Annotated in this window: 2 protein-coding genes; both read left to right on the forward strand. The window is 72.4% G+C overall.

Annotated elements, in window-relative coordinates:
* The first annotated feature begins 34 nt into the window (after positions 1–34).
* A complete protein-coding gene (locus YWY_RS21605) occupies positions 35–16,411 on the forward strand; it encodes a non-ribosomal peptide synthetase (protein WP_245566645.1) in 16,377 nt (5,458 codons plus the stop codon).
* On the forward strand, positions 16,408–16,617 hold the full coding sequence (locus tag YWY_RS0111615; protein ID WP_028847742.1) for an MbtH family protein: 210 nt from the start codon (positions 16,408–16,410) through the stop codon (positions 16,615–16,617). The genes YWY_RS21605 and YWY_RS0111615 overlap by 4 nt, the downstream gene beginning before the upstream one ends.
* Positions 16,618–16,669: the final 52 nt, after the last annotated feature.

Below are 16,669 nucleotides of genomic sequence, written 5' to 3' on the forward strand. Positions count from 1 at the left end.
ACCGATGTGCGATGTTCGGCCGGGTCAGGGCGGCGTGCCTCTCACCGGGGCGCAGACCGGGATCTGGCTGGCTCAGCAGCTCGAGCCGGACAACCCGATGTACAACATCGCCTTCCGGCTCGACCTGCGCGGCCGGGTGGACGTCGGCAGGCTGCGCCAGGTGGCCGAGCAGGCCGTCACGGAGACCGACTGCCTGCACTACCGCGTCACCGGGACGGTCGGCGAGCCGAGGCTGGTGCCCGCTCGGCTGCCGGTCCAGGTCGATCTGGTCGACGTGCGGGATGCGGACGATCCGGCGGCGGTGGCCGACGAGCTGATGCGGCAGGACCGCACACAGCCGGTGGACCTGGCTCGGCCGCCGTTGTTCCGGCACGTCCTGCTGCGCCTGGCCGACGACTGGGTGGTCTGGTATCAGCGCTACCACCACATTCTCATCGACGCCTACGGCGTGGGCCTGCTCACCATGCGTGCCGGCGCCCTCTACACCGATCCGGAGGCGGCGGGTCCAGCCCCGGCGTGGGAGGCGGTCCGGCTGTACGAGGACGACGCCCGTTATCGGTCGTCCGAGGACTTCGTCGCCGATCAGCGCTTCTGGCATCAGTACTTGTCGGGTGCCGGCGAACCCGCGCGGCTGGTGCCGCGTGGTGAGCGGGCGGTGCGGGACGGCATCCGCGCCTCCGTCGTGCTCGACGAACGGCGATCGGCTTCCGTGCGGTCGGCCGCCGAGCGGGCAGGTGTCCGCCCCTCGCGGGTGATGATCGCCGCGGTCGCCGCGTACCTGCATCGCCGTACCGGCGCCGTCGACGTCACGATCGGCCTGCCGGTCACCGCGCGGCTGACCGAGGTGCAGCGGGCCGTCCCGGGCATGGCGTCGAACGTGGTGCCACTGCGACTGACCGTTCGGCCCGAGATGACCGGTGCGGAGCTGATCGAAGCCACGGACGCCGCCGTGCGCGCGGTGCGACCGCACGTGCGTTATCGAGGTGAAGAGCTCGGCAAGGAACTGGGCAGCGCGGACGGGGTGGCCGACCTGGTGGGGCCGACGGTCAACGTGCTGCCGTTCGTCGAACCCGTCTTCGGTGATCTGCGGCTGGCCTGGGACCCGCTGTGGCTCGGTCCGCTCAACGACGTGACGATCACGGTCACCGACCGGCACGAAGCCGGGTTGCGCATCGACCTGGACGCCGACGCCGCGGTCACCGGCGAAGCCGACATGGCCGAGCACCGCACCCGGCTGCTGGCCACACTCGACGCGTTGACCGCCGCGCCGGACCAGCAGCTCGCCCGGCTGAAGCTGGTCACCGACGCCGAACGCAGGCACCTGATCGACACGCTGGGGGTCGCCGACCATCCGGCCGAGGATGTCACCTGGCCTGCCGCGTTCGAAGCGCAAGCCGCCCGCACCCCCGACGCCGAAGCGCTGGTGTGCGAGGACCAGCGGCTGACCTACCGGGAGCTGAACACCGCCGCCAACCGGCTCGCCGGTTTGCTGATCGCCCGCGGCATCGGCAGCGAGGACGTCGTCGGCGTGGCGTTGCCGCGCTCGACGGACTTGGTGGTCGCGCTGCTCGCGGTGCTGAAGGCGGGTGCGGCGTACCTGCCGCTGGACACCGACCATCCCGCCGAGCGGCTGGCCTACGTGCTGGAGGACGCCGGTGCGCGGACCGTGCTGACGAACCGGGATCTGGTGGAGTACGTGCCGGACGTCAGCGGGGTGGCATGCCTGGTCATCGACGACGAACAGGTCGCCGATGCCTTGGCGGCCTTCGACGGCAAGAACCCCAACGTGCCGGTACGGCTGCAGGATCCGGCGTACGTCATCTACACGTCCGGATCCACCGGGCGCCCGAAGGGTGTCGTGGTCACGCACGACGGTGTCGGCAGCCTGATCGTCACGGCCACCGAACGGCTCGGCGTCACCGCCGAATCGCGCGTGGTGCAGTTCGCGTCCATCGGATTCGACGTGGCCGTGTGGGACCTGATCATGTCCCTCTGCGTCGGCGGCACGGCGATCATCGTGCCCGCCGAGCGGCGGGTGGCCGGGCGGGCGCTCACCGACTACCTGCACCAGCACCGGGCGACCCACATGATCCTGCCGCCGTCGCTGGTCGCCGCCCTGCCCGAGGACGCCCAGCTGCCCGCGGGCGCGGTGCTGGTGGTGGGCACCGAAGCGGTGCCCGCCGAGCTGGTGGCGCGGTGGGCGGACCGGTTGCGGGTGGTGGTCGCCTACGGGCTGACCGAGGCGAGCGTGAACTCGACCCTGTGGCTCGCCGATCCCAGCCGCCCCGGAACGCCGCCGATCGGGATCCCGGACCCCAACACCCGCTGCTACGTGCTCGACGCGGCGCTGCAGCCGGTGCCGCCCGGTGTGGAAGGCGAGCTGTACGTCGGCGGCCGCGGGCTGGCACGCGGCTACTTGAACCGGCCGGGGATGACCGCGGAACGGTTCGTCGCCGACCCGTACGGTCCGCCGGGTTCGCGGATGTATCGGACCGGTGACCGGGTCCGCTGGGCCGCCGACGGCACGCTGGAGTTCCTGGGCCGCACCGACGCGCAGGTGAAGATCCGCGGTCACCGGATCGAGCCGGGCGAGGTGGAGAGTGCCTTGCTGGCCTGCCCGGGGGTGGCGCAGGCGGCGGTCGGCGTGCGCACCGACCATCGCGGGGTCAAGCGCCTGGTGGCGCACCTGTCCGGGCAGCGGATCGACGTCGCCGACGTGCGGGAGAGGCTGTCCGAGAAGCTGCCGGACTACCTGGTGCCGTCGGCGTTCGTGGTGCTCGACGGGCCGCTGCCGCTGACCCCGAACGGCAAACTCGACACCAAGGCGCTGCCCGACCCGGACTGGACCGCGGTGACCGGGTCGGACGCCCCCGGCACCCCGCTGGAGTCGCTGCTGGCCGAGTTGTTCGCCGACGTGCTCGGGCTGCCGTCGGTCGGGGTGCAGGACAGCTTCTTCGAGCTGGGCGGCGACAGCATCGTGGCGATCACCCTGGTCAACCGGGCCCGCGAACGCGGCGTGCGGTTCACCCCGCGCGACGTGTTCCAGCATCGGACGGTGGCCGCGCTGGCCGCGGTCGCCGAGGTGACCGGGCAGCTGCCGGAGCGCGGTGCGGACGACCACGGATGGGGACAGGTCCCGGCGACGGCGATCGTTCGCTGGCTGGCGCGCACCGTGGGCGACGCCACTGTGGACGCGTTCTTCCAGTCGATGTCGCTGCGGCTTCCGCCTCAGCTGGGCTTCGACGACACCGTAAGACTGGTGCAGGCCCTGCTCGACCGGCACGACATGCTGCGTGCCCGCCTGGTGCGCGGAAAGACCTGGACGTTGCAGGTGCCGGAGCCGGGTGCGATCTCGGCGGCGGACGTCCTCGAACACGACGAAACCGGGGAATGGGACCCGGCGGCGCTCGCTGCCCGGCTCCGCCCCGAGGACGGCGTCATGCTGCGCGGGCGGTGGCGGCCCGGCGAACTGTTGCTGGTGATCAACCACCTGGTCGTCGACGGGGTGTCGTGGCGGATCATGTGCGACGACCTCGCCCGGGGCTGGCAGCAGCTGAGCGCGGGCGAGCCGATCGACCTGCCACCGGTGCCGACGTCGTTCCGGACCTGGGCGAGGCTGCTCAGCTCGTCGGCGACGGCGGAGCCGGACGCGAGCGCGCCGCCGCTGCTGGACGGCAGGACGCTGGACGCTCGACGGGATGTGGCGGAGACCGAACGATCGACGACGGTGCGCCTGCCGCGTGAGGTCACCGATGCGGTGGTGACCCGCCTGCCTGCTGCCGTCGGCGGGACGGTGGACGACGTCCTGCTGGCCGCGGTGGCCACTGCGGTGAACCGGTGGCGGGGTGTGGCAGGCCCGGTGCACATCGACCGCGAAGGGCATGGGCGGCGTGAGGACGTGGCGCACCAGTTCTGGGGGAAGCGGGTCGACCTGACCCGGACCGTCGGCTGGTTCACCAGCATGCACACGGTGTGCCTGGATCCGGGTGGCGACGTGGTCGGCGCGGTCAAGCGAGCCAAGGAGGCACGCCGCGCGGTCCCGCACGACGGAGTGCTGGACATCCCCGGCCGCGGGCAGGTGCTGGTCAACTACCTGGGGCGATTCGACGCCGATGCCCGGGAGTTCGGCCCGGTGTCCGGCCAGCCGCTCGGTTACGGCCGCGACCCGCGCATGCCGCTGACCCACCTGCTGGAGATCAACGCGCTGGTGCGCGACGGCCGGCTGGAAGCACGGGTGTCCTGGCCGGGACGGCTGCTCGGTGAGGACGAAGCCGGGGAGTTCGCGCGGCTGTGGCAGGAAGTACTGACCGAGCTGGCTGCCCTCGACAGCGGTGCCGTCGGGGGCCCCACCCCGTCCGACTTCCCGCTGGTCGATCTCGAGCAGCACGAGGTCGACCAGCTCACCGCCGACGGGCCGGTGCAGGATCTGCTGCCGCTGACGCCCCTGCAGGAGGGCCTGTACTTCCACGCGCACGCCGACGCCCACGACACCTACGTGGTGCAGCAGATCGTGCAGCTGCGCGGCGAAGTCGACGCGGACGCGCTGCGGCGTGCCGTGCAGGCGATGGTGGACCGGCATGCACCGCTTCGCGCCGCGTTCCGCCAACTCGACAGCGGCCGCCCGGTGCAGGTGATCGCCGAGTCGGTCACCGTGCCGTGGACAGTGAGCGACGGCCCTGTCGACGACGTCGCGGAAGTCGAACGCGGGCGCGGGTTCGACGTGGGCCAGGCGCCGTTGCTGCGTGCGGCTTACGTGCCGGGCCACGGCGGCGGGCACTTGATCCTGACGGTGCATCACATCGTGGCCGACGGCTGGTCCGTGCCGCTGATGCTGTCCGACCTGCTCGCCGCGTATGCCCCCGATGGCGCGGCGCGCACGCTGCCACCGGCCCCGTCGTACCGCGATTACCACGCCTGGCTGCATGACCGTGACGACGAGACCGCGCGCCAAGCCTGGCGGAAAGCGCTCGACGGGCTTGCCGGGCCGACGTTCCTGGTGCCGCCGGGCGGCGAAGCCTCCACCGAAGGCGCGACCGGGCGCCTGGTGATCGACCTGCCCGCGGACGTCACGCAGCAGCTGACGGCTCGTGCTCGCGAGCGCGGGCTCACCCTCAGCTCGGTCGCGCAAGCCGCTTGGGGCGTGGTGCTGAGCAGGCTCACCGGCCGTGCCGACGTGGTGTTCGGCACCACGGTGTCCGGCCGCGCCGCCGACGTGCCCGGCATCGAGTCGATGGTCGGGCTGTTCGTCAACACCGTCCCGGTGCGGGTGCAGGCGGATCACCACGTGGGCCTGGCCCGGCTGGCCGGGCAGGTGCAGTCCGCCCACGTCGAGCTGCTGGGGCACCAGCACCTGGGACTCGGGGAGCTGCAGCGCCTGGCCGGCGCCGACGGCGACTTGTTCGACACGCTCGTGGTGGTGGAGAACTATCCGATGCCGGACCAGGTCCGCGACCCGGCGGGCACGGTCCGCATCACCGACGTGCGGTTCGTCGAGTCGGGCCACTACCCGTTCACCGTGACCGTGCTTCCGGGTCGGACCCTGCGCCTGGAGATCAACCACGACCCGCACCGCATCGGCCGACAGCGGGCACAAGCCGTCGCCACCGCGCTGGAGCAGGTGCTGCACCAGTTCGCGGTGGCGCCCGATCGCCCGGTGGGCAGGCTCGACCTGGTCGACGAGCCCGGCAGGCGAGCGCTGGCCACGGGCATGCGCGGGCAGCCGCGCGACCACGGCGATGCCACCGTCGTGCAGCTGTTCCTGGCGCAGGCCGAGCGCCGGCCGCACGCGACCGCGGTGCAGGCCGACGATGCCGTGCTGACCTATGCGGAACTGGCGGATCGGGCCGCCCGAGTAGCCGGATCACTGCGTTCCCGCGGGGTCGGTCCGGAGAGCGTGGTCGCGGTGTCCGTTCCGCGCTCGGCCGAGTCCGTGGTGGCGATGCTGGGCGTGCTGATGGCCGGGGGCGTGTACCTGCCGGTGGACCCGGACTACCCGGCGGAACGCCGCCAGTTCATGCTCGCCGACTCGGGAGCCGAGGTCACGTTGACACCCGAGGACGTGCGCACGGTGGCGGTCGACCCCGTTGCGCCCACTGCACCGCGTGGCCACGACGCGGCCTACGTGATGTACACCTCGGGGTCGACCGGCCGCCCGAAGGGCGTGGTGATCGACCACGCCGCGCTGGTCAGCCAGCTGTCCTGGGTGGTGGAGCACTTCGACCTGGGGCCGGACGACGCCGTGCTGCACCAGTGCTCGGCCAGCTTCGACCCGTCGATCGAGGAAGTGCTGGCCACGCTGATCGCCGGGGCGACCGTGGTGGTGGCACGACCCGGCGGCCAAACCGACCTGGACTACCTCACCGCGCTGATCCGCCGGGCCGGGGTCACCGTCATGGACCTGGTCCCGTCGCTGTACCGGGCGCTCGTCGAGCACCCCGCCGACGAACCCTGGTGGGATTCGCTGCGCGTGGCGTTGTCGGGTGGGGAAGAGCTCACCGCCCAGCTGGCCGCCCGCTGGCAGGCACTGACCGGGGTCGAGCTGCACAACACCTACGGCCCGACCGAGGCCACCGTCCAGGTGTCGGCCTGGCGGGTCCCGCAGCTCGACGACGGCACCGACCGCGACGGCATCCCCATTGGGACCCCTGTGCACAACACCGCCTTCCGGGTGCTCGACGCCGCGCTGCGCCCCGTCCCGGCCGGCCAGCCCGGTGAGCTCTACGTCGCCGGAGTGCAGCTGGCGCGCGGCTACCACCGGCAGCCCGGGCTGACGGCGGAACGGTTCGTGGCCGACCCGTACGGTCCGCCCGGCTCCCGGATGTACCGCACGGGAGACCTGGTGCGCTGGGACCGGCAGGACGGCACCGTCGTGCTGACCTACCTGGGCCGCGTCGACCACCAGGTCAAAGTCCGCGGCAACCGGGTCGAGCTCGGCGAGATCGAAGCCGTGCTGCGCACCGCCGAAGGGGTGTCGGACGCGGTGGTCGTGGCCCGGCCGGACGACCGGGGCGTGGTGCAACTCGTGGCTTACGTCGTCGGTGCCGACCTGCAGCCCGCCGAGCTGCGCGCCCACGTGGCGCGGTCCCTTCCCGCGGCCGTGGTCCCGCACCACGTGCTGGTGCTGGACGAGCTCCCGCTCACCCCGGCGGGCAAGGTCGACCGGAAGGCGCTGCCCGCGCCGGAGCTGTCCAGGGAAGCCGTCGCCGAAGCCGCCGACCCGCGCGTGCAGGCCATCTGCGAGATCTACGCCGACGTGCTCGGGCTGGCCAAGGTCGGCCCCGACGAGGACTTCTTCGCGCTCGGCGGAGACAGCATCCAGTCGATCACCGTGGCCCGGCGTGCGCGCGAGCGCGACCTCATCTTCACCCCGCGCGACGTGTTCCAGCACCGCACGGCGGCCGCACTGGCCGCCATCGCCCGGAGCGAAGCCCCGGAAACCGTCCGCTGTGACGACGGGACCGGGGAAGTGCCGGCCACACCGATCATCCGATGGCTGGCCCGCGTGGCAGGCGACGCCCCGATCGACGGCTTCTTCCAATCCGTCACCCTGCGGATTCCCCGGGAGCTGGAGTGGACCGATGCCGAGACGCTGGTGCAGGCGCTGCTCGACCGGCACGATCTGCTCCGCGCACGGCTCGTCCGCGGTGACGAGTGGACGTTGCAGGTGCCCGGACCCGGCACAGTCCGCGCCGGGGATGTCCTCGAGCGTGGTGACGACGCGGAGTGGGACCCGGTGGTGGTGGCCCGTCGGCTCCGGCCGGAAGAAGGCGTCATGCTGCGCGCCGTGTGGCGGCCGGGGCGGCTGATGCTCGTCGCCCACCACCTGGCGGTCGACGCCGTTTCGTGGCGCATCCTCTGCGACGACCTTGCCGCTGGTTGGCGCCAGCTGCGTGCCGGCCGACCGGTCGATCTTCCCCCGGTTCCCACGTCGTTCCGGCGATGGGCCGAGGTGCTGGCCGACCTGCCGGGGGAGCGGCACGCCGCCGAGCTTCCGGTGGCAGGACCGCTGGGCAGGCTGGATCCGGCGAGGGACGTCGCGGCCACTGTCCGCACGACCAGCCTGGTGCTGCCTGCGGAGCTCACCGAACCGTTGCTCGGCGACGTGCCGGCCGCGTACCACGGAACCGCCGACGACGTGCTGCTCACCGCGCTGGCGATCGCCCTGCAGCGGTGGCGCTGGGCCGACGAACCGGTGCTGATCGATCTCGAAGGGCACGGCCGCGCGGAGGACCTGGCGCGCCTGGCAGGGACCACCGTCGACCTCACCCGCACCGTCGGGTGGTTCACCAGCCTGCACACCGTCCGGATCGAGCCGGGGGCGGACGATCTGCCGAGCGCGGTGAAGCGGGTCAAGGAGGCCGTCCGCGCGGCCACCCGTGACCGGGCAGGCGGCACCGGCGGCGCGCAGGTCCTGTTCAACTTCATGGGCCGCTTCTCGCTGGACGGCGAGACGGGCGGCGACTTCTCCCCGGTCTCCGACGGCGCACCGCTCGGCCACGGCAATGATCCGCGCACTCCGTTGGGCCACGCACTGGAGATCAACGCCGCGGTGCGCGACGGCCGGCTGGAGGCGCTGCTGTCCTGGCCCGGTGGGCTGCTGACCGACGACGACATCGCGGAGTTCGCCCGCGCCTGGCAGGAGGCCCTGACGGACCTGGCCACCCACCAGCCGCCGGAGCCGGGGCGCGGGTTCACGCCGTCGGACTTTCCGTTGGTCCAGCTGGACCAGGCCGAGATCGACCGCATCACGGCCGACCGGCCGGTGTCGGACGTCCTGCCGCTCGCCCCGTTGCAGGAAGGCCTGTTCTTCCTGGCCAGCTACGACACCACCGAGCTGGACGTCTACACCTCGCAGTCGGTCTTCGACCTCGCCTGGCGGGTCGACATCGACCGCCTGCGCACCGCCTTCGCGGCGGTGATGCAGCGCAACCCGGCTCTCCGCGCCGGATTCACCAGCCACGGCATCTCCCGGCCGGTGCAATTCGTCGCCGAGGATCCGGCCATCCCGCTGACCCTGCTGGACCTCGGCGATCTGGACGAGGCCGAGCAGCGGCGGCGTGTCGAGGAATTCCTGGCCGAAGACCGGACCCGTCGGTTCGCTCTGGACCAGCCGCCGCTGTGCCGGCTGACCGTGCTCAGGCTGGGGCCGGAGCGCGACAAGCTGGTGCTGTCCGGGCACATGATCGCCTGGGACGGACCGTCCACGCTGCTGTTCATGCGCCAGCTGTTCGCCCTCTACCAGGCGGACGGCGACTCCTCGGTGCTCACCGACACCCCCGGCAGCTACCGGGACTACCTGGAGTGGCTGGGCCGCCAGGACGTCGACGCCGCGCTGGCGGCATGGCGGGACGCCCTGGCCGGGTTGGCCGAGCCGACCCTGGTGGCGGGCGACAAGACCGGCACGTCGTGCCTGCCGGAGAACATCGACGTCCGGCTGGATGCGGAGCTGACCGCACGCGTGCACGCCGCGGCGCGAGCCGTCGGGGTCACCGCCAACGCCCTCTACGCCACCGCCTGGGGACATGTGCTGTCGACCATGACCGGCTCCCCCGACGTGGTGTTCGGGATGGCCACGGCCGGGCGCCCGGCGGCGATCCCGAACGTCGAGTCCACCATCGGCATGTACGTCAACACGGTGCCCGCCCGCGTGCGCTTGCACCCCGGGGAGACCGTGGCCGCCGTGCTCCGGCGGTACCAGCGGGAGCGCACGGCCGTCATGCCGCACGAATACCTCGGGCTCGGCACCATCCAGGCGGAATCCGGTCACCGGGTGCTGTTCGACACCGTGTTCGTGCACCGGCCCGGCGGCGGTGAGCAGGAGCTACGCGAACTGCGCGACGCCTACGGCATCGACGGGTTCTCGGCCATCGACGCCACGCACTATCCGCTGACCATGATCATCACGCCGGACGAGCGGACGCTGGTCACGCTGTCCTACCGCCCGGACGTGTTCACCCAGGACGAAGCAGAGCGGATCGTCCAGCGCTACCTGGCCGTCCTGGAACGCATGGCGGACAGCACCGACGCGCCGGTTGCCCAGCTGCCGGTGGCGGCGCCAGGCGAGGACGAGCAGATTCGCGAGCACTGGACCTCGACGACCCGGAAGCTCCCGGATGCGACGATCGCAGACCTGCTCGCCGCCCAGGCCGAGCGCACACCGGACGAGATCGCGCTGGTCTTCGGCGAGCAGCGACTGACCTACCGCGAGCTGGACGCGCGCATCAACCAGCTGGCTCGGCTGCTGCTGGCGCGGGGTGCCGGGCCCGAGCGCATCGTCGGCCTGGCCCTCGGCCGCTCGCTCGACATGGTCGTGGCGTTGTTCGCCGTGCTGCGGACCGGCGCGGCCTACCTGCCGCTGGACCTCGACCACCCTGCCGATCGGCTGCGGGCGATGCTGGCCGACGCGCAGCCGCTGTGCGTGTTGTCGACGTCGGACGTCGGACTGGTCGAAGACGCGATCTGCCTCGACGAACCCGGCCTGCTGGACTCCTACCCGGCGTCACCGCTCACCAGGGACGAAAATCCCGCGTTCGCACCGGGCGTGCCGAACAGGCTCGAGTACCCGGCGTACGTCATCTACACCTCGGGATCCACCGGCCGCCCGAAGGGCGTGGTCACGCCGTACCGGGGCCTGACCAACATGCAGCTCAACCACCAGGTGGAGATCTTCGAGCCGGCCATCGCCGCGGCAGGCGGCCGCCGGATGCGGATCGCCCACACCGTCTCGTTCGCCTTCGACATGTCGTGGGAAGAACTGCTGTGGCTGGTCGAGGGGCACGAGGTGCACATCTGCGACGAACAGCTTCGCCGCGACGCCCACGCGCTGGTGGCCTACTGCAACGAGCACCGCATCGACGTGGTGAACGTGACGCCCACCTACGCCCAGCTGCTGATCGAGGAGGGCCTGCTGGAAGCCGGGCCGCGGGCGCACCGCCCGCCGCTGGTGCTGCTGGGCGGCGAAGCGGTGCCGGACGCGGTGTGGTCGGCGCTGCGGGAGACCGAGCACACCTACGGCTACAACCTCTACGGGCCGACCGAGTACACCATCAACACTCTCGGCGCATCCACCGCCGACAGCCCGGCCCCCACGGTCGGCAGGCCGATCTTCAACACGCGCGCGTACGTGCTCGACGCGGCGCTGCGGCCCGTCCCGCCGGGGTGCCCGGGCGAGCTCTACATTGCCGGGGTGGGCCTGGCGCGCGGCTACCTGAACCGCCCGGGGCTGACCGCGGAACGATTCGTCGCCGACCCGTTCGGACAGCCGGGTTCGCGCATGTATCGCACCGGCGACCTGGTGCGGGTGCGCCCGGACGGGGGGATCGACTTCCTCGGCCGGACCGACGACCAGGTCAAGGTGCGCGGGTACCGGGTCGAGCCCGGCGAGATCGCCAGCGTGCTCGCGGAGCACCCGCAGGTCGGGCAAGCGGTCGTCGTGCCGCGGGGGAGCGGCCACGCCAAGCGGCTCATCGGATACGTGGTGCTCGCCGACGACAGCGCCGACCTCGGCACGCTGCGGGAGTACTTGAAGCAGCGGCTGCCGGACTACATGGTCCCGGCGGCGCTGGTCCCGGTGGAGGCCATCCCGCTCACGGTCAACGGCAAGCTCGACGTCGCCGCACTGCCCGAGCCCGCCGCCCGCACGTCCGCCGAGCGGCGCGAGCCTCGCACCGAGCAGGAGCGCACACTGTGCGGGCTGTTCGAGCAGACGCTCGACCTGCCCGCAGGCAGCGTCGGACTGGACGACAGCTTCTTCGACTTGGGCGGCCACTCGCTGCTGGCCACCCGGCTGATCGCCCGTGCCCGCAGGGTGCTCGGAGCTCAGCTGGCCATCCGCGACCTGTTCGAGGCTCCGACGGTGGCCGAGCTGGTGCGGCGGCTCGGCCGGGGCGGTGACGAGCGGCCGCCGTTGACACCACGGCAGCGCCCGGCCGAGCTGCCCGCCTCGGCGGCGCAGCAACGGCTCTGGCTGATCCAGAACCTGGAGCAGTCCTCCGCTGCCTACAACTTCCCGCTGCTGAGCAGGCTGCACGGCCCGCTCGACGTGGCGGCGCTGCGCGAGGCGTTGGCCGACGTGGTGCGGCGGCACGAGTCGCTGCGCACCGTCTTCGTCGAGCGGGAGGGCGTGCTTCATCAGCGCGTCCTGCCCGCCGACCAGGCGCGGCCCGACCTGCGCGTGGTCGAGGGCGCTTCCCAGGAGGCGATCGCCGACGAGCTGCACCGGCCGTTCGACCTGGCCAGGGATGTGCCGCTGCGCGCCACCGTCTTCGCCGTGTCCAGCACCGAGCACGTGCTGGCCCTGGTGCTGCACCACATCACCACCGACGAGTGGTCCGACCGGCCGTTCCTGACCGACCTGGCCACCGCCTACGCCGCGCGCAGCGCGGGCCGGGAGCCGCAGTGGGAGCCGCTGGCGGTGCAGTACGGCGACTACACGCTCTGGCACCGGGAACTGCTCGGCGACCCCACCGACCCGGACAGCCTGGCCGCCCGCCAGCTGGACTTCTGGCAGCGCACACTCGACGGCGCCCCCGATGAACTGAACCTGCCTGCCGACCGGCCACGCCCGGCCCGGCCTTCGTTTGCCGGCGCCGAGCACACGGTGGAGGTCGATGCGCAGGTCTACCAGGGGCTGAAACGGCTGGCCGGGGAAACCGGCACCAGCATGTTCATGCTTGCCCACACGGCCGTGGCGGCGCTGCTGACCAGGCTGGGTGCGGGCCATGACCTCCCGCTCGGCGCGCCGATCGCTGGGCGAACGGACGACGCGCTGGAGGATCTGGTCGGCTTCTTCGTCAACACCCTGGTGCTGCGTACCGACACCTCCGGCAGGCCGACGTTCCGCGAACTGCTCGCCCGGGTCAAGGACACCGACCTGGCCGCCTTCTCGCACGCCGACGTGCCGTTCGAATGGGTGGTGGAACGCCTCAACCCGCCGCGCAGCCCGGGACGGAACCCGCTGTTCCAGGTGATGGTCGGCTACCACGCCCGCGAGACCGGTCAGGCGTTCGGCCTGCCCGGGCTGACCGCCGAGCCGGTCGAGGTGCAAGCGCGCACCGCCAAGTTCGACCTGGTGTTCAGCTTCGCCGAAGTGATCGGCAGCGGGCTGAGCTGCACGCTGGAGTTCGCCACCGAACTGTTCGACGCCGACACCGTCGCGCTGCTCGGCCGCAGACTGCAGGCCGTGCTGACTGCGTTGGCCGCCGACCCCGACCAGCCGATCGACGCGGTGGACGTGCTGGTCGACGACGAGGCCGAGCGGGTGCTGGAGACATTCAACGACACCGCACGGGACGTCGACGAGGCGCCCTTGCCGGAGCTGTTCGCGCGGCTGGTCGCCGAGCAACCGGACGCGGTCGCGGTGGTGGACTCCGGGCACGAGTACACCTACGCCGAGCTGGACGCCCGCGCCAACCGGATCGCCCGGCTGCTGCAGGCGCGGTCCGTCGGCGCGGAGAGCATCGTCGGCATCGCGGTGCCGCGCTCGCTGGACCAGGTCGCGGCGATCCTGGGCACCCTCAAGCTCGGCGCCGCCTACCTCCCGCTCGACCTGGCGCACCCGGCCGACCGCTTGGCGTACATGCTCGGCGACGCGTCCGCCGCGGTGGTGCTGACCACCGAGCAAGCGGAAGGCAAACTGCCCGCGGTGCCCGGCGTGCAGCGGGTGGTGCTCGACGAACCGCGCATCGCCGCCGAGCTGGCCGTCCTCGACGACGATCCGATCCAGCTGCCGGTGCATCCGCACCAGGCCGCCTACGTCATCTACACGTCCGGCTCCACCGGCAAGCCCAAGGGCGTCGTCGTCTCGCACGAAGGGATCGGCAGCCTGATCGCCACCGCGCTCGACCGGATGGGCTTGCGACGCGACTCGCACGTGCTGCAGTTCGCGTCGATCGGGTTCGACGTCGCGGTGTTCGAGCTGTGCATGGCGCTCGGCTACGGCGGCCGCCTGGTGCTGATCACCGATCAGGCGCGGGTCGCAGGGCCGCAGCTGACCGAGTTCCTGGCCGAGCACGCGATCACGCACATGATCCTGCCGCCGTCGCTGGTGTCGGCACTGCCGCCGGAGTGCGAGCTGCCCGCGGGGGCCACCTGCCTGGTCGGCACCGAGACCGTTCCCCCGGAACTGTTCGCCCGGCACCCGCGGACGACCCTGATCGCCGCCTACGGCCTGACCGAGGCCACGGTGAACTCCACGCTGTGGCATCCCGAACCGGGGTTCACCGGGCCGGTGCCGATCGGCGTGCCCGACCCCAACACCCGCTGCTACGTCCTGGACGCCGCGTTGCGGCCGGTCCCGCCGGGTGTGGCGGGAGAGCTGTACGTCGGCGGGCGCGGGCTGGCCCGCGGCTACCTCGGCAGGCCGGGCCTGACCGCCGAACGGTTCGTCGCCGACCCGTTCGGGCCACCCGGCGCGCGGATGTATCGCACCGGGGACCTGGCCCGCTGGCGGCGGGACGGCACACTGGAATTCCTCGGCCGGGTCGACACGCAGATCAAGGTGCGCGGCTTCCGGGTCGAGCTCGGCGAGATCGAGGCGGTGCTGACCGGCCACCCCGAGGTGCGGCAGGCCGCCGTCGTGGCCGACCGCACCGGCGACCTGGTGCGCCTGGTGGCCTACGTGCACGGGCCGGTCGACCCCGCCCAGCTGCAGGCGCACGTCGCCGCGCAGCTGCCGGAGTACATGGTGCCGGCGCTCGTCGTGCCGCTGGACGGTCCGTTGCCGCTGACCCCCAACGGCAAGCTCGACCGGCGCGCCCTGCCCGCCCCGGACTGGTCGGCGATGACCGGCTCGGTCGCGCCCGTGACTCCCGAGCAACGCGCGCTCGCCGCGCTGTTCGCCGAAGTCCTCGGGCTGGACGAGGTCGGCATCACCGACAACTTCTTCCTGCTCGGCGGCCACTCCATGGCGGCCATGCGGCTGCTCGGCCGGATCCGCAGCGAGTTGTCGGCGGAGCTGACCATCCGCGACGTGTTCGACGCGCCGACGGTGGAACGGCTGGCGGAAAGGCTGGCCGACCGCGCAGCGCCTGCCGAGCCCGAGCTGCACCGGTACGGCCCCGGCTCGGCAGGCGTCACGACCGGTGGCACGGCCGACGGCTCCGGCGAGGCACTGCCGGTGGCCCCGGCGCAGCGGTGGCCGCTGCGGTCGCACCAGCGGCACCAGCGGTTCGATCACGCCCTGGTGCTGCGGTCGGCGTGGCCGCTGGACACCGACGCCCTGGCCGATGCGCTGGCGGACGTGGTGCAGCGGCACGAGCCGTTGCGCACCCGGTTCACCGAGGACGGGACCGCCAGGGTGGCGGCCGAACCCCCGGAGCTGGCCGAGGAGTTCTGCGCCGACATCGACGCCCGGGTGCGCGAGCTGGCCGCGGAGCCGGTCGACCTCACCAGGGAACCGCCTTTGCGGGCGACCCTGCTGACCGGCCCGGACAATGCGCAGGCGCTGCTGCTGTGCCTGCACTACACCGGCGCCGACGAATGGTCGGTGGTGCCGCTGCTGCGCGATCTGAACATCGCCTATCGGGCCAGGACGGCGGGCGTCGAGCCGGGCTGGGCGCCCCTGTCCACCACCTACAGCGACTACGCGCGATGGCGGCTCGACCGGCTCGGCGACCCCGAGGACATGGACAGCCGGGCCGCCGAACTGGTGGAGTACTGGCTCGAGGAGCTGTTCGGCATGCCGGCCCGCCTCCGGCTGCCCGCCGACCGGATCCGCAGGCCGGGAACGCACGGGGAAGCCGCTGTCGTAGCGTTCGAGCTGGACGAGCAGTTGCGGGCGGACATCGAGCGGCTGGCGGCCGACACCGGCGCCAGCATGTACATGGTGCTGCACGCCGCGCTGGCCGCCCTGTTGTCGGCGCACGGCGCGGGCACGGACCTGCCGATCGGTTCGCTGGTCGCCGGGCGGACGGACGACCGGCTGGCGGACCTGGTGGGCTGCTTCGCCGACGTCGTGCTGCTGCGCACCGACACCAGCGGGGACCCCAGCTTCGCGGAGCTGGTCGGCAGGGTCAGGCAGGTCACGCTCAGCGCGCTGGACGCCGCCGAGATCGCATTCGGCGACGTGGCCGACGCGGTGGGGCTGACCGCCCTGCAGGTGCTGGTGGTCCAGCACGAGCAGCCGGACATGACGACGCTGGAAGGCGCCATTGGCACGCTCGAGGCGGTGCCGACCGGCGCCCTGCCTGCCGACCTGACGCTGAGCTTCTACCAGCCGCAGGGCGACGGACCGGTGGACTGTCACCTGGCCTACGCCGACGACCTGTTCCGGCCGGCCACCGTACGGCGGCTGATCGACCAGCTGCTGGGAATTCTCCGCCGTGCGGCCACGCAGCCGGAGCTGCCGCTGTCCGCGCTGGCCGACGAGATCGTGTTCGGCGACCAAGCGACCGAGGAAGGGACACGACAGTGAGCACGAACCCGTTCGACGACCCCGACGGCCGGTTCCACGTGCTGGTCAACGACGAGAACCAGCACTCGCTGTGGCCGTCGTTCGCCGACATCCCAGCGGGCTGGCGATCGGTCTTCGGGCCCGACACCAAGGACGCGTGCCTGGCGTACGTGGAGAAGAACTGGACCGACATGCGCCCGGCCAGCCTGATCGCGGCCGACGACTGACCGGGCGCGGATCGCGGCCGTACCGCGGTAGGGGACGGCTGCGCGACACCGG

Origin of the sequence: Thermocrispum agreste DSM 44070, from assembly GCF_000427905.1 — a bacterium.
Lineage (GTDB): Bacteria > Actinomycetota > Actinomycetes > Mycobacteriales > Pseudonocardiaceae > Thermocrispum > Thermocrispum agreste.